Genomic DNA, 17,717 nt, shown 5'->3' on the forward strand with positions numbered 1-17,717 from the left:
GGTTGCTTACAAGGAGGTCTTAACCGGCATGATTCGATTTGCAGGCTCTGCATCGAGCTTTGCAAATTCCGTTAACTCGCATATACTAGGACGCAGCAGATGCAGGTGTTCAGCCTGCCTGAATAAAAGGAGGAATTGACATGGCAGAACAGCGAGGCATGATGCTGGTGCAGACAGGTAACGGGAAAGGAAAGACGACGTCGGCTGTTGGAACGGCGGTTCGGGCAGCCGGACGAGGGATGAGCGTTAAAATGCTGCAGTTTATCAAATCGCCGGAGCGTACATACGGGGAAACAATATCGCTGCGAAAGCTGGGGGTTGAAGTAGAGCAGCTTGGCATCGGCTTTACGTGGACAAAAACGCCGGAAGAACACCGTGAAGCGCTGCGTGCGGCTTGGCCGAAAGCAGTAGAAGCACTGGATGGGAGCTACGATGTCGTCATTCTGGATGAGCTGAACAACGCGCTTGCCATTGATTCCTTTCCAATTGACGATGTGCTTCCGCTCGATGATGTTCTCTCGGCACTGACCAATCGTCCGAAGCACGTCCACGTTCTCGTAACAGGTCGAAACGCACACGAAAAAATAAAAGAAGCCGCTGATCTCGTTTCAGTCACAGAAGCCGAGAAGCATTATTACGATGAGGGCATTCCGGCGATTAAAGGGATTGAATTTTAATGAAAGCAGCGCCGCTGATGATTCAGGGTACGCATTCCGATGCAGGAAAAAGCGTGCTGACTGCCGGCCTCTGCCGTGTATTTGCGCGTCAGGGCTTTAAGACAGCGCCGTTTAAGTCACAAAACATGGCACTTAATTCGTATATCACGGCGGATGGTCTTGAAATCGGCCGGGCACAGGGCATGCAGGCCGAAGCATGTGGAATGGAAGCGGACACAGACATGAATCCGATTCTGCTTAAGCCATCCGGCTATAACCGGTCGCAGGTCGTTGTAAACGGCAAGGTTCTTCGCGCCATGGAAGCAACGGAATATCGGGAGCAGTACTTTGAGAAAGGCCTTCAGACGGTGACGAATGCCTATAACCGCCTAGCCTCCAGAACAGAGCGGATCGTGATAGAAGGAGCAGGGAGCCCGGCAGAAATTAATTTACAGGACCGGGAAATCGTGAATATGCGCATTGCCCGCATGGCCGAGGCACCTGTCCTGCTTGCAGCCGATATCGACCGTGGCGGCGTTTTTGCATCGATTGTTGGCACGCTTGAACTGTTGAGTAAAGCAGACAGAAAGCGTGTGAAGGGCTTCATCATCAATAAATTTCGCGGAGATCAGTCTTTGCTTCAGCCGGGACTTGACTGGCTGGAGGAGTATACCGGAAAGCCGGTCGCAGGGGTGATGCCCTATCTGCCGGACCTCCGCCTGGAAGAAGAGGATTCGCTTGGCTTGGAGACATACGGAAGGGAAACGGCCGGCAGGGATCTCGATATTGCGGTTATTCGCTTTCCTTATCTATCCAATTACACGGATCTGGACCCGTTCCGGTTTGAACCGGACTGTGCTGTTCGATTCGTCGAGCGGCCTGAGCAGCTAGGCGAACCTGATTTGCTTATTCTGCCAGGCAGCAAAACGACGGTTGCCGATGGACAGTTTTTGATCAGAAACGGATTGAACGAAGCGATTGCAGAAAAAGCGGGAGAGATGCCAATCATCGGAATTTGCGGCGGCTATCAACTGCTTGGCAGAACAGTCGAGGACCCGGCAGCTGCGGATACAGAGCTGAGAGAGTGTCAGGGGCTGAATGTGATTCCGGATATGAAGACGGTGATGGATCCAGTGAAAACGACAGTGCGTATCTCAGCGAGCGTTAACTGGGAGCGTAAGGTGCATTCGCTCACTGGATATGAATTGCACATGGGGCAGACCGTTCACGAAGCTCCGGAGTGGTTATCCGGCGGGATTCATGGCAGCAGCGCGGCAGTGAACAACGTGTACGGCACGTATATGCATGACATTTTTCATAACGATACATTCCGCCACGCACTGCTGGACAGCTTGAGACGTCAAAAAGCGCTCCCGCCTGTCCGGAGAGTGAACGTTTCAGAAGAGAAAACGAAGGCGTTTGACCGCCTGGCCGATGCAGTCGAAGCACATCTTGATATGGAGCTGATTGAACGGCTGATGAACGAAGGGAGACAAACGGATGAACTGGCGTGAAGCGGCAGAGAACATACCTGAGATCGATAAACTAGCAGCTGAAAAGATGCGGATGCATCTGGATACGTTAACGAAGCCGCAGGGAAGCCTTGGACGACTGGAGGAACTTGCTGTCATGCTTGCGGGCATGCAGGGAACGGTTCAGACAGACAAGCCTGCGGTGCTTGTATTTGCAGGTGACCACGGGGTGACAGCTGAAAGGGTCTCGCTTTACGGATCAGAAGTCACCGCGCTGATGGCGCAGAATTTTGTGACCGGCAAAGCAGCGGTTAACGTTCTCGCGAGACAGATCGGAGCAAATGTTTATGTGTATAACGTGGGGATTGATGCAGCTGATACGGCAGCTATCAACCGCAACGTTCGTCGCGGTACCGGAAATATAGCAAAGGAACCGGCGATGACTGCAGCAGAAGTGAAGCAGGCACTTCAAATTGGAGCCGACGCCGTTGAAGCTTCAAAGGCAGATATTATCATCCCCGGGGATATGGGCATCGGCAATACAACGGCAAGCAGCGCGCTGCTGTGTGCGTACACGGGACTTTCTCCGGAAGCGGCAGCGGGCAGTGGGACAGGTGTAGAGGGGCAGCAGCTCAAGCATAAAATCGAGGTGATCGGGCGAGCGGTGAAGCGGTCTGATGCGAAGGAACCGCTTCACATATTAGCTGATTTAGGCGGTTTGGAGATCGCGGCTATGGCCGGAGCCATGGTTCGCGCGGCTTCAATGCGGAAGCCGGTTCTCGTAGACGGGTTTATTGCAACTGTTGCCGCTATAGCTGCAGCAAAACTTGCACCAGGAGCAGAGCGCTTTTTTCTTTACGGACACAAATCTGCAGAAGCAGGTCATGCAGCGGCGCTGGAAGCAGCTGGCGGAAAACCGCTGCTTGATTTAGGGATGCGTCTCGGCGAAGGGACCGGGGCGGCCGCTGCTTATCCTCTGCTAAAAATGGCACAGGCGCTGACGGAAGAAATGGCGACGTTTGCCGATATCGGCCTTGCCTGACAGAACAGATGTAGACTTTTTCCAGCAGTCCATACTATAATACAAAGTAGAACTGAAAAACGTAACGCTCGTCAGCAGAGAGGTGTCGGCATCAGCCGATGAAAAGGGAAGCCGGTGTGAATCCGGCACGGACCCGCCACTGTAAACGCACAGGCATTTCACAATCCACTGCATTCCGCGGGAAGGGTGAGGCTGCCGTTTATGCGTAAGTCAGGAGACCTGCCTCTCTGTCGATTTAAACACCTTCGGGAAAAAGGTTGTTTGAAGTGCAGACGAGGAGATTTCCGGGAATCTGAAACGGCTCTCTTCATGCATTTTATTCAGCGCAGTCCTTCGAAGGGCGGCGTTTTTTTATGTTCCACTACATAATCATGGGGGAGTAACGATGAAAAAAATGACGGCACCGCTTCTGCTATCAGCCGCGCTCATCATCAGCGCATGCGGGACAGAGGAAAACAATGAGAACGGGAATACGAACACGGACAATCAGGAAGCAAACGAAGACACGACTGGCAACAATGAGGCAGCGGAAGATGAAGAAGGAGCTGCAAATAACACAGAGAACAATGTATCAAACGAGGAGCAAAATGATGAGGATAATGAAACAGCCGGAGAGTTCCCGGTAACGATAACGGATAACGCAGGCAATGAAGTGACGATCGACGAAGAACCGGAAACTATTGTTACGCTGCAGCCAAGCGATACAGAAATATTATTTGAAATCGGCGCAGGCGACAGACTCGTAGGGGTTTCGGAGTATTGCAATTATCCGGAAGAAGCGCTCGAAATTGAAAATGTCGGGGCGCAGGACATGGATTTGGAACGCATTCTCTCTTTAGAGCCTGACATGGCACTCGTTTCGGATTATCACGCCTCCAGTCATGATGATAGTTTAGAGCAGTTGCGTGATGCCGGAATTGATGTCGTTGTTGTGCGGAATGCCGAATCGTTTGAAGGCACTTATGACACGATTGAAACACTCGGCATGCTTACCGGAACAGAAGAAAATGCAGAAGAACTCATAGCGGAGATGGAGAGCGGCATGGAAGAGCTCGCGGAGCTTGGAGAAACGATCGACGAAGAAGAGCGCAAGCGCGTCTGGGTGGAAGTAGCACCATCTCCGGATATTTTCACTACTGGTACCGGCACCTTCATGCATGAGATGCTGGAGACGATCGGGGCGGAAAACGCAGCGGAAGAGCATGAAGGCTGGGTGAATTTGACCGAAGAAGAAATTGTCACGCTCGAGCCGGACACGATTGTCACTACCTACGGATACTATGTGGAGGATCCTCAAGAAGAAGTAATGAACCGCGATGGCTGGAGTGATGTTCCTGCTGTGGCAAACGAGGACGTACACGATGTGCAAAGTGATATCGTGACGCGCTCCGGTCCGCGCCTTGTAGAAGGAACCCGTGCCGTAGCTGAGGCTGTATATCCGGATGTTTTCGAATAAAGCGTGGCTGTACTATGCAGGGAGCCTCGGTCTTCTTGCTGCTGCGATAACACTTGGACTGTTTTATTCAAGCGTAACGGTCCCGGTTCCGCATATTTTGCATATTATTCTGGATAAAACAATCGGCGCTCAGCTGCTGGATGACGTTCCGTCCAACCAGTACTCGATTATTTGGGAAATCAGGCTGCCGAGAGTGCTGCTGGCTCTATGTGTTGGCGCGTCTCTCGCGCTTGCCGGAGCAGCATTTCAGGGGTTGCTGAGAAACCCGCTTGCGGACCCATATACGATCGGCGTTTCCTCCGGTGCGGCCCTCGGCGCTGTTTTCGTTATCTTTTTCCAGCTCACGATCGTAGGACTTGGTGCATTTACGCTCCCGGCTGTATCGATTGTGAGCGGGTTTCTCACGCTCATGCTTGTGTTCGGGCTTGTAAAGCTCAGCAGCAGAAGTTTGGCGATCGAAACGATTATCCTTGCGGGAATTATCGTCAGTGCATTTATCGGATCGATCATTTCACTGATTATCTCGCTCGGCAGCCAGGATGAAATGACGCAGATTATTTACTGGCTGTATGGGAGTGTTGGTATGAGAGGCTGGAGCTACGTGCAGCTGATCGTACCGTTTCTGATTATCGGTTCCATTATGCTCGTCACCCGCTACCGGGACCTGAATGCACTTGCGCTCGGAGAAGAAGCTGCCGGTCATATTGGTGTAAACGTCGGCCGCGGGAAAGTGTTTATTCTTGGCGGCGCGTCGCTGCTGACTGGTGCGGCCGTTGCTGTATCGGGTACGATTGGCTTTGTTGGTCTAGTTATCCCGCACCTTGTAAGGCTTGTTACGGGACCAGATCACCGGCATGTGCTGCCAATTTCCATGATCATCGGAGGGGCCTTCTTAATCTTTGCAGATATCACGGCAAGAACGATTATTGCACCAAAGGAACTGCCAATCGGTGTGATCACGGCGCTGATCGGCGCACCAATGTTTGCGTTTCTGCTTATTAGAAACCGCATCGGAAAGGGGAAGAAGCTGGCATGAACATCACCGGACTGAGCGGCGGCTACGGCGGCCCTCCAATCATTGAATCGATGGACCTTCATATAAAACAGGGAGAATTTTTCGGCCTGCTCGGTCCGAATGGCAGCGGAAAAACGACGCTGTTTAAGCTTGTCAGCGGTTCCCTTAAGCCAGACCATGGAGACGTATCGCTTCAGGGTGCTTCGCTGTTAACGATGTCTCCAGTGCAGCGTGCCAGAAAAATAGCCGTTCTCACACAAGAAACAAATGTCTCCTTCGATTTTACTGTCGAGGAAGTGATCCGGCTCGGCCGCTATGCTTTTCAAAAAGGCCTGTTTAAAATGCTGAGCCGGGAAGACAGGGCGCTCATCGATGAAATTATGGCGCTGACCGACACAGAAAAATTTCGCGATACGTCGTTCTTCCGGTTAAGCGGAGGTGAAAAGCAGCGGGTACTGCTCGCAAAGGCACTTGTGCAGGAGCCGGAGGTGCTTCTGCTGGATGAACCGACGAATCATCTTGATATTCGTCATACGTTTGACATGCTGAACGTATTGAAAGAGCGGCAGGAAACGCAGGGACTAACCGTCTTTGCCATTTTGCATGATTTAAATATTGCGGCCCTTTACTGTGACCGCGTCGGACTTCTTCATGAAGGAAAGCTTCAGGAAACGGGTCCGGTCGATATTATGCGCCGTTCAGAGCGGCTGTCCAGTATTTACGGAGTAGAAACGTGGACGCAGTCGCATCCGACATTGCCGCGGCCGCAGCTGCTCATGAACCCGAAAAAGCAGGATGAATCTGCCATGTCTCTTCACGACAGTGTCACCGTAGAAGCTGATCGAAATCTGGTCCAAATTTCGAGTCCAAAGCCGCTCCGGACAATTTCCAACGGGGTGGCCGGTGAGGGAATTCAGTGGATTCGCCACATTGCCAATTTTCACGTCGACAAACAATACAGCAGCCGTACTCCGGAAGCTGATATGAAAGCGTGGCTGGAAAAACGCAGTCTGCCGGTTGAACAGTCGATCGGCCTGATGACCGCTGTGAAAACAGAAATGGCCGTTGTCCGAAAAGAAACCATCAATGGCATCGCGTTTACCGCTGTCGTGACGGCAGGCACCGGAAACGCGGTTGATATCACTTATGACGGTCCTGAATTGGAGCGGGAAAAAATCGGTACGATTAATACGTTCCTGGCGGTGGATGCGAACCTGACGGACGGGGCGCTCGTGAACGCGTGTATGTCTGCAGTAGAAGCGAAGGTGCAGGCACTGCGGGATGAAGATGTTCGTGATCCTCAAACTGGAACTCCCGCCACAAGCACTTCTACGGATGCGCTCGTTATTGCCGCGACCCAGCAGGGAAAACGGACGCCTTACGCAGGGTCTGGAACCCCGGTCGGGCGGGGGATAGGCCGTATCGTCTATGAAGCGACGAGAGAAGCGGTGCGGGCAGACAGGCGCTGGAAGGAGACGCACACATGATCATTCCGGGATGGACAGCTGCGGCGGCTCTCATCGTTGACTGGGTAATTGGGGATCCGAAACGTCTCCCGCACCCGGTTTCTGGGATGGGACGTTTGATCGCATTCGGCACCCGGCATCTGAATCATGGGTCGAACCGAGCCAGAAGATGGAAAGGTGTTTTGCTCGCTGCTTTCGTACCAGGCTTCGTCTGGTGTGTCTCCGCTTTGCTGCTTTATGCAGCATGGGTGCTTCATCCGGCTGCCTCCATGGCAGCAGGGGTTCTCATGACCGCGTCAACGATTGCCTGCCGCGGTTTAAAGGAAGCGGCCTATGCGGTCATGACGCCGCTCGCAAAAGGAGATTTACCAGCAGCCAGAGGTGCGCTTTCGATGATCGTCGGTCGGGATACGGCCCAGCTGAGCGAGTCGGAGATTGTACGGGGTACGGTGGAAACAGTTGCAGAGAACACAGTGGACGGCGTGACCGCTCCACTGTTTTATGCGTTTATCGGCGGACCGCCGCTTGCGATGGCCTACCGCGCTGTCAATACGCTCGATTCCATGGTCGGGTACCGCAGTGAACCATACGCTGCCTTTGGCTGGGCTTCTGCAAGACTCGATGATGTTGTAAACTGGCTCCCGGCGAGGCTGACGCTGCTGCTCATGACAGGAGCAGCACTGGTAATGAATCCAAAGCAGGCAGGTCAAGGGTTTCGCTGGGCCTGGCAGGATGCAGGAAAACATCCCAGCCCGAACAGTGGCTGGTCCGAGGCATTTATTGCTGGATTTTTAGGGGTCAAGCTCGGCGGAACCAACTATTATCACGGGGTAGTTTCCCGTCGTGCGGAAATGGGACCGGGGGCGAAGGTGCTTGAACGAACCCACATTATCTCTGCTGTCCGGATGCTGTATGGCGCTTCGCTGCTCGGTGCAGCGGCTGGCGTCACTCTGTTTGTTTTGATAGGAGGAATGTAAATGGTGCAATGGCCTGATCACGGCGGCCAGCCGGATTATCTAAAAGCGTACACATCCGGCAAGACGCAGTGGCTTGATTTCAGTGCAAATATTAATCCGCTCGGTCCTCCGAAAGGGATGCTGGAGCTCGCTGCCAATGCGTTATACGAAACGGACCGTTATCCGGATCCGGCCTATACAAACTGCCGCGGCCAAATCGCAGCGGCAGAGCAGGTAGACCGGGAGCAGGTCTGTGTCACTAACGGTGGAGCGGAGGCCATATTTCTCGCAGCCTCGCTTTCTGCCGGTAAAACAGCGGTGATGGCAGAGCCGTCATTTAGTGAATACCGGCGGGCTTGTCGTCACTACGGTATTAACGTCTATGCAGTTGACGGGGCGGTTGACCACGGAATCTGCGAAAAACTGGTGCAGGAAGTGGAAAGAACCGGAGCAGACTTGCTGTTTTTAAACCGCCCGCACAATCCGAGCGGAGTTGTACTGCCTAAACGGGACGTTCGCCAGCTATTGGAGCAGATTCCAACTACTACCATAGTGGTGGACGAAGCATTCGTTGATTTTCTGCCCGAATATGAAAAGCTGAATGATCTGCTGGTTCAGCATGATCACCTGATTTTACTGCGTTCGATGACAAAAATGTTTGCCGTTCCGGGACTTCGCTGCGGGTTTGCTCTTGCAGGGGAAGAACTGGCCGGCCGGATGAGAAACAATCAAATTCCGTGGAGCGTTAATACGATCAGTGAAATCCTGCTCGGCAGCATGATGCAGGAACATGCATTTATTCGTCAAACAAGGCTGTGGCTGCAGGAGGAACTGGAATGGATTCAAACACAGCTTCCAACGAGTATGACGATGTCGGATACGAGCGTGAACTATTATCTGCTTCAGGAGGCATCGCTTTCTGATCATGAACCATTGCTGGCACATTTGGCCGAAAGCGGAATCGCTGCCCGGCATACATACGGCTTTCGAGGAATTGAGGGACGTGCGCTTCGGCTGGCTGTGCGTCAGAGGAAAGAAAACAAGCGACTGATGGAGGTGCTCCAGCAATGGGCAGATCCGAGTTGACGTTTATCAGCGGAGGCGCGCGATCCGGCAAAAGTGCCTGGGCAGAACACCTCGTTCTTACCCAGGCAGAGCATCCCGTATACTTGGCGACGGCCAGCGTGACAGACGCGGAAATGGAAGCACGCATAAGCAAGCACCGTGAGGATCGGAACAGCCGGTTTCGTCTGATTGAGGAACAGACAGATCTGATCAAGGCGCTTCCGAAACAAGGAGCTGTCCTGCTGGATTGTTTGACAATCTGGACGGCAAATTTATTGTATCAGCAGCATAATTCAGAGCATGATGTCATAGATGCGGTCACGGCTCTTCTGGATGAAGCCCGGCGGAGGGAGCTGATGCTTACGATCGTGTCTAATGACGTAAATGAATCGGTGCTGCCACGTGCAGAGGAGGTACACCGCTATGTGCGGGTGCTGGAAGCTGCCCACCGGCAGCTTGTAAAGCGCGCCGATCATGTTTATCAGGTGCAGGCGGGCATGCCCGTCTGCTGGAAGGGGAGCCCATTGTGAAGCAGGCCGGCTACGGATTTATCTTAACGATGCAGTTTTTAACAAGAGTACCGATGCCGATTCAGGCTGACTGGAATAAGACGTCAGCCAGGTGGGCCCTCCGCTTTTATCCATTAATCGGGTTGCTGATCGGTCTGCCGGCAGCCGCGCTTGCTGCGCAGACTATCACCTCATCAGCGGTCACAGCTGCGCTTATTCTCACTTATTTCATCTGGATCAGCGGAGCGCTGCATCTGGATGGCTGGATGGATACTTTTGATGCGATAGGATCCAATGCCCCCTTGGAGCGCAAGTGGGAGATCATGCAGGATCCTCGGGTTGGAAGCTTCGGCATGGTAAGCGTTATCGTGCTTTTGCTCTGGAAGCTGATTCTAATCCATGAACTGCTTTCCGCAGACATCAGCCCGTGGCTCTTTTTACTAGTTCCTGCAGCAGGACGAATGACGGCTGTTTATTTACTCGTGTTTACGAAAACAGCGCATTCGGACGGTTTGGCAGCAGTGTGGAAACAGTACACCAAGCCTGCAGACGCCTGGATCGCTGCTTTGCCTTTGGCGGCTGTCTGCATCGCAGCAGGAACACCGGGAGTGCTGGCCGGACTGGCGTTGGTTTTGTTCTGTGCGGGCATTCGCAGCTGGTATCTTAAGCAGTTTAGGGGCATAAACGGGGATTTGGCAGGAGCTTCAATAGAAGGAGGAGAGCTATGGATTCTAACGACACTATTTATCTGGACATTGTTCGTCATGGCGTAACGGAAGCGAACTTGGCCAAGCAGTATTTGGGGTGGACGGATGAGCCGATATCGCCACAGTCCGCACCGGCATTAAAGGAATTGAAGCGGCTGCTCGTTCCGGCAGAGTGGCAGGAGGTGCACGCAAGCGACCTGCTGCGCTGCCGGCAGACCGCTGCAGCACTAGACCTGACGCCTCAGTTTGATGAGCGGCTCCGCGAAATGCATTTTGGAAAATGGGAAATGCGCACGTATGAGGAGCTGAAGCATGAGGAGGCTTACCGGAGGTGGGTGGACGACCCTGTCACGAGAAGGCCCCCGGGAGGCGAATCATGGAATGATTTGAATGAGCGAGTTGGAGACTGGTACGCAGACATGCTTGAACGAGCGCCGGAGCGGGTAGTCGCTGTAACCCATGGAGGCGTTATACGAACGCTGCTCATGCTGACAGGGGCCGCTGAGCATCTCTGGCAGTATAAAGTCCGGCACGGAGGCGCCTTCCGTCTAACGATAAGCCGGCAGAAAGAAGGGTGGATATGCACATCATTATCGGCGGTGCCTACGCTGGAAAAAGGGAGCATGCCGATCGAAGCTACCCCGAAGCAGAATGGATAAATGCAGGCGGGAAACGTCCGCCGAAAGCAGATGTCACGATCGTAACCGGCTGCTCAGCATGGCTGCGGAGCGGACATACATCAGCAGACGTAATCGACTGGCTTGAGACGCTTTCCGATCAAACCTGCGTCGTTGTCATTATCGAAGAAATGGGAAACGGCATCGTACCGGCTGACGCCGGCGACCGCCGGCTGCGTGATGAAAACGGCAGACTTGCTCAAAAGCTTGTAAAGGCAGCCGAAACGGTAGATTACGTCTGGCACGGGCTCGTGAAGCGAAAAAAGCCTTAAAAACAAATGGAGTGGTAACAGTCTTCCTCGGGATGTACAGCAGCAGTCTGCCTGGCGGCATATCACGTTCTCCTCGCAGAGGGACGGCTTCCTGTGTAAAATAAAGAACAGGGGGGAGACAAATGATCCTGAATTATATCCTGCTTGTTTTGATTTTCTGGCTGATTTTGTTTGCACTGCTCCGGGCAATGGTGTTTGTGACGAAACGGCCCTGGAAAAAAGATTTACAACTGACATTTTTCCAGGCGATCCTGCTGACAGTGCTGTGGCTGATCCTCGCCGGCTGAGCTGGGACGGGGAAGTCGAGACAAACTGCAAAACATGATACACTGTCACCAATGACTGTTTGAAGGAGGCGGTACGATGGCACAAAAAATGAACGTAGAAAGCTTCAACCTGGATCATACGAAGGTGGACGCACCGTATATTCGCCTGGCAGGCAAGGTGGAAGGAACGAACGATACGATTTATAAATACGACATCCGCTTCTGCCAGCCGAATGAGGAGCATATGGATATGCCGGGGCTTCATTCACTGGAGCACATGATGGCCGAGTTCAGCCGCAATCATCACGAGCGCATCGTTGATGTTTCACCGATGGGCTGTCAGACGGGCTTTTACTTGAGCCTGATTAACGATGACCATTATGAAGGTGTGCTGGAGCTGGTAGAAAAAACGCTGAAGGATGTTCTCGAAGCCGAAGAGGTTCCTGCCTGCAACGAGGTGCAGTGCGGATGGGCAGCTTCTCACTCGCTGGAAGGAGCAAAGGAAATTGCTTCCGGGATGCTTGAGCGGCGCAGTGAATGGACAACTATTTTTAAACATGCGTAAAACGAAGAACGGGACGCACGGCCTTTGCTGCCGGCGTCCTTTTTTTGGCGGCTGGAGGTAACGCCGCCTCCTTGGTGCAACGAAATAATCGAAGGGCACAATCATTGACGAGCAATTAATAATATTATATTATTAATACAACTTAAGAAGAGGAGGAACATATCCATGCTGAATGTATTTAAGCTCGGTTATGTGGAGTTCAATGTTCAGGATCTTCAGGCGATGAAAACGTATTATGAGTCCATTGTCGGCTTTCGCTTAACGGACGAGAGAAATGGAAGCGCTTACTTCAGTAGCTCGACGGATCACCATAACATCATCCTGAAAGAAGGCGCTGAGAGCGGAATCAGCAAGTTTGGCTTTCAGTATACGGCAGAGGGAGACATTCACGACGTAAAAAATCATCTCCAGTCGCTTGAGATTGAGGCAGAACTGTTGCACGATCCGGCCCCTGGAGTAAAAGAGGCGCTGCAGTTCAAGGATCCGGACGGCTACACCGTAGAGCTTTATCCAACGATGGATCTGGCGGAAGAACGAGGATTCCAAAAAGAGGGGATCCGTCCGAATAAGGTAGGTCACCTGTCGATTCGTGTATCTGACGCGAAAAAGCAGGTAGCGTTTTACGAAAAGCTCGGGTTTTACAACACGGACTGGATCGAAGACTTTTTCGGATTTATGACGTGCAACCGGGATCACCACGTACTCAACTTCTTTACGTCGGAGAAGAAGGGCATGCATCACTTGGCGCTTGAGCTTCGAAACTACAGCCACCTCGTTGAAACGCTCGATTTTATGCGTCTGAACGGCGTTCATCTGGAATGGGGTCCTTCCAGACATGGGGCGGGCCATAACATTGCCTGCTATCATTACGATCCGGAAGGCAACCTGATTGAGCTGTTTACGGATGGCGATGTATTCATTAAAGAGCTGGGCATTTTTGATCCTCGACCATGGCACCGGGATTTTCCGCAAAAGCCGAAAGTTTGGAGCACGGAAGAATGCTTGTCTCTTTGGGGCGTTGATTTCGAAAAAGCGCTCGTTTAACTTCAGGACTTCACAGACTGCGTCTTTCAGCTTATGCTGAACGTACCGATTCAGGAGGAGAGTGGAGTCTATGCCTAAAAATTTGAGTGAACAGCTGCTGCATGAGCTTGGGAGCAGCATTGTCCAGGGAAAGCGCCAGCCAGGGGAGCTGCTTCCTAAAGTAGAAACACTGAGCGAAATGAAAGGTGTCAGCCGCACGGTGGTGCGTGAGGCTATGAAAGGACTTAGTGCAAGGCGGCTGATCGAGTCGTCCACGCGGACTGGGACGGTCGTGCGCCCTCGCGAAGCGTGGCTTTGGTGGGACCCGGACATTATCTCTTGGGCTGCAGCCGCAGAAGAAAATCAGTCGTTTCTCATGCAGCTGACAGAAGTCCGCCTGGCGATGGAGCCGGCAGCTGTCAAACTGGCTGCGAAAAATGCAGACGAAGAAGACATTGCCGCGATCCGGCACCGGTACGATCTGCTGGAGCAGTCGGTAAACAGCGAGGACGAGTGGGTAGCAGCAGACGCGGCCTTTCACGAAGCGATTCTGCACGCTTCCCACAACGAGCTGATGCAAAGTTTGATTCAGACGCTGCAGGAAGGGCTTTACCAGAGCAGGCATACAACGATGAGAATTCTCCAACGCGCAGGGGACAGCAGCAGAAGGATGGCTCTGGATCTGCACCGGGATGTGATGACAGCGGTAATTGAAGGAAAGGAAGACGAGGCAAGGATGCGGATGGAAACGCTGCTCCATACAGTAAGCCGTCTCCTGAAAGAATACGAAGCAGAAGTGAAAAAGGAGGCGCCAAAATGAACGGATACAAGCTCATGCTCCTGCACGGTGCAGGGGGCAGCCCCGCTAAGTGGCGCCGGCTTTCTCCTAAGCTGGAGGAATACGACGTTCAGGCAGCTGACTTGTCTCAAGGCGATACGATTCAGAAAAAGAGTGCAGCTCTTTCAGTAGATACCAGCACCGTCCTGATCGGCCATTCCATGGGAAGCCTGTGCGCGTTGGAGGCTTCTGGCATACAGCAGCCGGCAGCTGTTATTATCGTAGCCGGACACCCCGAACTGCCGGTACACGAGCATGTGTTGAAAAAACTCAAGGAAGGTACGTATCCGGCTGGCCTTTTTCATGCATCCTATGGAAAAAAGGTAGATGCTGAGCTGCTGGAGGAAGAAAAAACAGATACGTACGGTGGATCACCGCAGCAGGCATATATTGATTTCAAAGCATGCGCTGATTACCGGAACGGCTGGAACCGGCTGGATCAGCTGAAGGCTCCGATTTTGTTTGTATATGGCAGCGAAGACCGGCTTTTGCCGGAGCAGGCTGTGGAAAAGGTCCGCGGAGTAAAACCGCAAGCTGACGTGAAAGTGATTGAAGAGAGCGGACACTACGTGATGCTGGAAAAGCCGGAGGAAACGGCAGAGGCGATTCTCAGCTGGCTTGAGGAACGAAAGGAGCACTTATGATATGAAAACAACTGTACTTGTAGGCAGCATCCGCAAGAATTCTTATAACAGAAAGATCGCGGATTTTATGAAGAAACGCTACGGTGATACGTTTCAAATGGACATGCCCGATCTCGTCAACCTGCCGTATTTCGATCAGGATGCAGAGGAATCTCCTGCAGAAGAAGTGACGGCATTCAAGCAGCAGATTAAAGACAGCGACGCGGTGATCATTGTCACACCCGAGTACAATCATTCCGTTCCGGGCATGCTGAAAAATGCACTGGACTGGCTTTCCAGAGTCGATAAAGTATTGACCGGCAAGCCAGTGCTGATCGTTGGGGCAAGCCCCGGCTTCCTCGGAACAGTCCGCTGTCAGATGCATCTGCGGCAGATTCTTGCAGCTCCAGGCATGAGTGCACGAGTACTGCCTGGGAATGAAGTGTTTATCGGCGGCGTGCATCAGAAATTAGCTGAAGACGGTTCGATTACCGACACCGGAACCGTTGATTTTCTCGATACCGTGATGAAAAACTTCGAAACATTTGCAAAAACAGAGCCAGCATTGTAACGGCTCAACAACATGAATGGAGGCGGATACAGCATGGGTAAGCGAATTGTACGTTATGAACATGATGGAATTCATTGGGGGCTTCTGACGGAGGAAGGGATTTATCCGGCAGGGCAGTTCGATACGCTGGCAGCCTTTCTGGAGCACGGAGCCAAACAAGCGGAGCCGGCCGGCAATCCGATTAATCCGGAGCATGTAACCTTGCTCAGTCCGGTAACAACGCCTGCGCAAATCGTCTGCCAGGGGGCCAACTACTCTTCGCACCGTGAAGAAGGGGGGCTGGATGCCGGACGTCCTCCGTTTAATTTGATCTTCACGAAAGCAGCAAGCTCGATCGCACCGCCGGACACCGAGATCGAAAGCCCTGCGCACGTCACGCTATTGGATTATGAAATCGAGCTTGGGCTTGTGTTCGGGAAGAAGCTTGATCAAAAGCTGCCGGACGACTTCAGTGCACTCGGTGACTACATCGCAGGCTTTGTCATCACCAACGACATTTCTTCACGTGACATACAATTTGCAGAAAACCAGTGGTATAAGGGGAAAAGCTTCCGTACCTTCTGTCCGACCGGCCCTGTTCTGTATCTGTTTGATAAAGATGAAGCACAGCACGTGCACGACCTGGAGCTGACCCTGAAAGTGAACGGAGAAATACGCCAGCAGGCCAACTCCTTTCAGCTTTTGTATAAGCCGGAGGAAACGCTGGTCGAGCTCTCAGGTATGATGGACTTCTGGCCGGGAGATCTGCTCATGACTGGCACCCCGGGAGGCGTCGCGTTAAAGCTTTCGCCGGATGAAATGAATGAGCTGCTGAACCCGTTTGAAAAAATGGATAAAAAAATGGCAACGTTAAATAAAAGTCAGGAAAAGAATGAGCATTATTTGCAGGACGGAGACATCATCACCAGTGAAATCAGAAGCAGAGACGGCAGCATCGATCTGGGAAAGCAGACGAACCGCGTAACGTTTTTAAGCTAGGAGGCCCACCGTGCGTATCGTAATTAAGCGAGCACCTGATGGAAAGATTACGCTGCAGGAAGGCGCCGGAATCGCCGTCATCACAATCAGCCGGCCTGAAGCGAGAAATGCACTGACCACCGCTATGTGGAAAGAGCTCGGCAGAACAGCAGCAGAAATACAGGAAAACCCGAAAAATAAAGTGGTTGTCGTCCGTGGTGTACCAGGGAACTTCACCGCCGGCTCGGACATCAAGGAATTTGCCGGGATGACAAAAGAAGAGGCAGACAATGCATTTCGAACGATGGAAAAGACGATAGCAGCCTTTGAAAACTTGAAAATGCCGGTGATTGGAGCGATTGACGGACCGGTGTACGGAGCCGGGTTTATCTTGTCTCTTACCTTCTCGCTCCGCCTCGGGACTAAGCACACAAAAATGGGCATACCGGTTGCAAAGCTGGGTATCCGCCTCGGACCGGAATTTCTCGAAAGAATCGACCGCTTTCTCGGCTCCCACCGCACGAAGGAGCTTCTGCTGATGAGTGAAATTTACGGACATGAAACAGCCGCAAGACTCGGACTGCTCAACCGGATCGTTGAACGGGAAGCACTTGATAAAGAAGTGCTGGAACTGGCAGGAAGCATTACGAAGTTGTCGAAAGGGTCAGTGGACGCTCTTTTTGCACCTGAGGCCTACGGAACATTCCACTATGCGGATGAAACCGATTTTCGGGAAGGCTGCAGAGCATTTATGGAAAAGCGGGTTCCGGATTTCCCGTCAAGGAGAAGGCGTTCGTGAAGGTCTACGGTCTTCACGGAAAGAGCGGTACCGGGAAAAGCCACCGTGCGACAGAGATTGCTGAACAGACGGGAGCTGCGGCGATCATTGACGATGGTTTGCTGATCAGGGAAGGCAGAAGACTTGCAGGACGATCCGCTAAAAACGAGCAGCTTCTGCTTGCGGCCGTCAAGCGGGCCGTGTTTCATGCAGAAGCGCACCGCGATGAAGTGAAGCAGGCCCTGGCCGAGCACCAGCTGCACTCCCTGCTCGTGATCGGAACGTCGAAGCGGATGGTGCGTACGATCGTCCGAGCGCTCGATCTTCCTGAACCATCCGAATGGATTGCGATTCAGGATGTACAGTCAGAAGATGAAACGCTTTATGCCGGACAGCAGCGGAACCGGAACCTGCACGTCATCCCTGTCCTGCCGGAAGAAGCGGGCACAGCCTTCGCCGGCAGCTGGTTTAGAAAACTGCTGATACGGCTTCGCAGAAGGGATCAGGAAGTGCTTGTCGTCAAGCCTGTTTACACCGGAAAAGATCGTATCGTCATTTCTCCGAAGTGTTTAAAGGATATGACAAGAATTCATGAACAGCCCGGGATCCGGCTTGATCAGATTCAGACAGGCTTCGAGCAGATTGCCGTTCAGATTTCAACTAGCCCGGAAATCACGATCGCAGATATAGCATCATGGAAAAAGCATCTCGAACAAGCAGTGCGCACACAGCTCGGTATGATTTGCACGGTGCACATAAAGTGGAAAAAAATCATGATCGATCATGCTTAGAGAGGAGCGGTA

At 52.6% G+C, this 17,717-nt stretch carries 21 protein-coding genes and 1 riboswitch; all 21 genes read left to right on the forward strand.

Going from position 1 to position 17,717, the window contains the following annotated elements:
- Positions 1-140 precede the first annotated feature (140 nt).
- The 21 genes from ACFO4L_RS05700 to ACFO4L_RS05800 all read left to right on the forward strand — a co-directional run bounded on the left by ACFO4L_RS05700 (position 141) and on the right by ACFO4L_RS05800 (position 17,705).
- Positions 141-677, forward strand: a complete 537-nt coding sequence (locus ACFO4L_RS05700; protein ID WP_377908735.1) for a cob(I)yrinic acid a,c-diamide adenosyltransferase — start codon at positions 141-143, stop codon at positions 675-677.
- Positions 677-2,170, forward strand: coding sequence for a cobyric acid synthase (locus ACFO4L_RS05705; RefSeq protein WP_377908736.1), 1,494 nt, complete (start codon positions 677-679; stop codon positions 2,168-2,170). Before ACFO4L_RS05700 ends, ACFO4L_RS05705 begins: the two co-directional genes overlap by 1 nt.
- Complete coding sequence (cobT, locus tag ACFO4L_RS05710; RefSeq protein ID WP_377908737.1) at positions 2,157-3,170, forward strand: nicotinate-nucleotide--dimethylbenzimidazole phosphoribosyltransferase; 1,014 nt, start codon at positions 2,157-2,159, stop codon at positions 3,168-3,170. The genes ACFO4L_RS05705 and cobT overlap by 14 nt, the downstream gene beginning before the upstream one ends.
- Before the next feature lie 63 nt (positions 3,171-3,233).
- Positions 3,234-3,411, forward strand: a riboswitch (cobalamin riboswitch).
- Between the two features lie 144 nt (positions 3,412-3,555).
- Positions 3,556-4,626 (forward strand): ABC transporter substrate-binding protein, encoded by a 1,071-nt coding sequence (locus tag ACFO4L_RS05715; RefSeq protein WP_377908738.1) that lies wholly within the window; start codon positions 3,556-3,558, stop codon positions 4,624-4,626.
- A complete protein-coding gene (locus ACFO4L_RS05720) occupies positions 4,613-5,662 on the forward strand; it encodes a FecCD family ABC transporter permease (protein ID WP_377908739.1) in 1,050 nt (349 codons plus the stop codon). Before ACFO4L_RS05715 ends, ACFO4L_RS05720 begins: the two co-directional genes overlap by 14 nt.
- Entirely contained in the window at positions 5,659-7,128 is a 1,470-nt protein-coding gene (locus ACFO4L_RS05725) for an adenosylcobinamide amidohydrolase (RefSeq protein ID WP_377908740.1), read from the forward strand. The genes ACFO4L_RS05720 and ACFO4L_RS05725 overlap by 4 nt, the downstream gene beginning before the upstream one ends.
- Positions 7,125-8,084 (forward strand): adenosylcobinamide-phosphate synthase CbiB, encoded by a 960-nt coding sequence (gene cbiB / locus ACFO4L_RS05730; protein WP_377908741.1) that lies wholly within the window; start codon positions 7,125-7,127, stop codon positions 8,082-8,084. Before ACFO4L_RS05725 ends, cbiB begins: the two co-directional genes overlap by 4 nt.
- On the forward strand, positions 8,085-9,149 hold the full coding sequence (locus ACFO4L_RS05735; protein ID WP_377908742.1) for a pyridoxal phosphate-dependent aminotransferase: 1,065 nt from the start codon (positions 8,085-8,087) through the stop codon (positions 9,147-9,149).
- Positions 9,131-9,658, forward strand: coding sequence for a bifunctional adenosylcobinamide kinase/adenosylcobinamide-phosphate guanylyltransferase (locus ACFO4L_RS05740; RefSeq protein WP_377908743.1), 528 nt, complete (start codon positions 9,131-9,133; stop codon positions 9,656-9,658). The genes ACFO4L_RS05735 and ACFO4L_RS05740 overlap by 19 nt, the downstream gene beginning before the upstream one ends.
- A complete protein-coding gene (gene cobS, locus ACFO4L_RS05745; protein WP_377908744.1) occupies positions 9,655-10,410 on the forward strand; it encodes an adenosylcobinamide-GDP ribazoletransferase in 756 nt (251 codons plus the stop codon). The genes ACFO4L_RS05740 and cobS overlap by 4 nt, the downstream gene beginning before the upstream one ends.
- Positions 10,362-11,003 carry a histidine phosphatase family protein gene (locus ACFO4L_RS05750; protein WP_377908745.1) on the forward strand — a complete coding sequence of 214 codons (642 nt, stop codon included), beginning with the start codon at positions 10,362-10,364 and terminating at the stop codon, positions 11,001-11,003. The genes cobS and ACFO4L_RS05750 overlap by 49 nt, the downstream gene beginning before the upstream one ends.
- Positions 10,925-11,293 (forward strand): bifunctional adenosylcobinamide kinase/adenosylcobinamide-phosphate guanylyltransferase, encoded by a 369-nt coding sequence (locus ACFO4L_RS05755; RefSeq protein ID WP_377908746.1) that lies wholly within the window; start codon positions 10,925-10,927, stop codon positions 11,291-11,293. The genes ACFO4L_RS05750 and ACFO4L_RS05755 overlap by 79 nt, the downstream gene beginning before the upstream one ends.
- Positions 11,294-11,415: 122 nt before the next feature.
- Positions 11,416-11,580 (forward strand): hypothetical protein, encoded by a 165-nt coding sequence (locus ACFO4L_RS05760; protein ID WP_168009253.1) that lies wholly within the window; start codon positions 11,416-11,418, stop codon positions 11,578-11,580.
- Between the two features lie 76 nt (positions 11,581-11,656).
- Positions 11,657-12,124 (forward strand): S-ribosylhomocysteine lyase, encoded by a 468-nt coding sequence (locus tag ACFO4L_RS05765; RefSeq protein WP_377908747.1) that lies wholly within the window; start codon positions 11,657-11,659, stop codon positions 12,122-12,124.
- A gap of 165 nt (positions 12,125-12,289) precedes the next feature.
- Positions 12,290-13,168 (forward strand): VOC family protein, encoded by an 879-nt coding sequence (locus ACFO4L_RS05770; RefSeq protein ID WP_377908748.1) that lies wholly within the window; start codon positions 12,290-12,292, stop codon positions 13,166-13,168.
- 70 nt (positions 13,169-13,238) lie between these two features.
- Positions 13,239-13,967 (forward strand): FadR/GntR family transcriptional regulator, encoded by a 729-nt coding sequence (locus ACFO4L_RS05775; RefSeq protein ID WP_377908749.1) that lies wholly within the window; start codon positions 13,239-13,241, stop codon positions 13,965-13,967.
- Positions 13,964-14,629: an alpha/beta fold hydrolase gene (locus tag ACFO4L_RS05780; RefSeq protein ID WP_377908750.1), complete on the forward strand. Its 666-nt coding sequence runs from the start codon at positions 13,964-13,966 to the stop codon at positions 14,627-14,629. The genes ACFO4L_RS05775 and ACFO4L_RS05780 overlap by 4 nt, the downstream gene beginning before the upstream one ends.
- A 1-nt stretch (position 14,630) precedes the next feature.
- Positions 14,631-15,179, forward strand: a complete 549-nt coding sequence (locus ACFO4L_RS05785; RefSeq protein ID WP_377908751.1) for an NADPH-dependent FMN reductase — start codon at positions 14,631-14,633, stop codon at positions 15,177-15,179.
- A gap of 33 nt (positions 15,180-15,212) precedes the next feature.
- Positions 15,213-16,157 (forward strand): fumarylacetoacetate hydrolase family protein, encoded by a 945-nt coding sequence (locus tag ACFO4L_RS05790; protein WP_377908753.1) that lies wholly within the window; start codon positions 15,213-15,215, stop codon positions 16,155-16,157.
- A 10-nt stretch (positions 16,158-16,167) separates the two neighbouring features.
- Positions 16,168-16,935: an enoyl-CoA hydratase/isomerase family protein gene (locus tag ACFO4L_RS05795; RefSeq protein ID WP_377908754.1), complete on the forward strand. Its 768-nt coding sequence runs from the start codon at positions 16,168-16,170 to the stop codon at positions 16,933-16,935.
- Positions 16,932-17,705 carry a P-loop nucleotide/nucleoside kinase family protein gene (locus ACFO4L_RS05800; protein ID WP_377908755.1) on the forward strand — a complete coding sequence of 258 codons (774 nt, stop codon included), beginning with the start codon at positions 16,932-16,934 and terminating at the stop codon, positions 17,703-17,705. Before ACFO4L_RS05795 ends, ACFO4L_RS05800 begins: the two co-directional genes overlap by 4 nt.
- Positions 17,706-17,717: the final 12 nt, after the last annotated feature.

This window comes from Bacillus daqingensis, assembly GCF_042654445.1.
Taxonomy (GTDB): domain Bacteria; phylum Bacillota; class Bacilli; order Bacillales; family Salisediminibacteriaceae; genus Alkalicoccus; species Alkalicoccus luteus.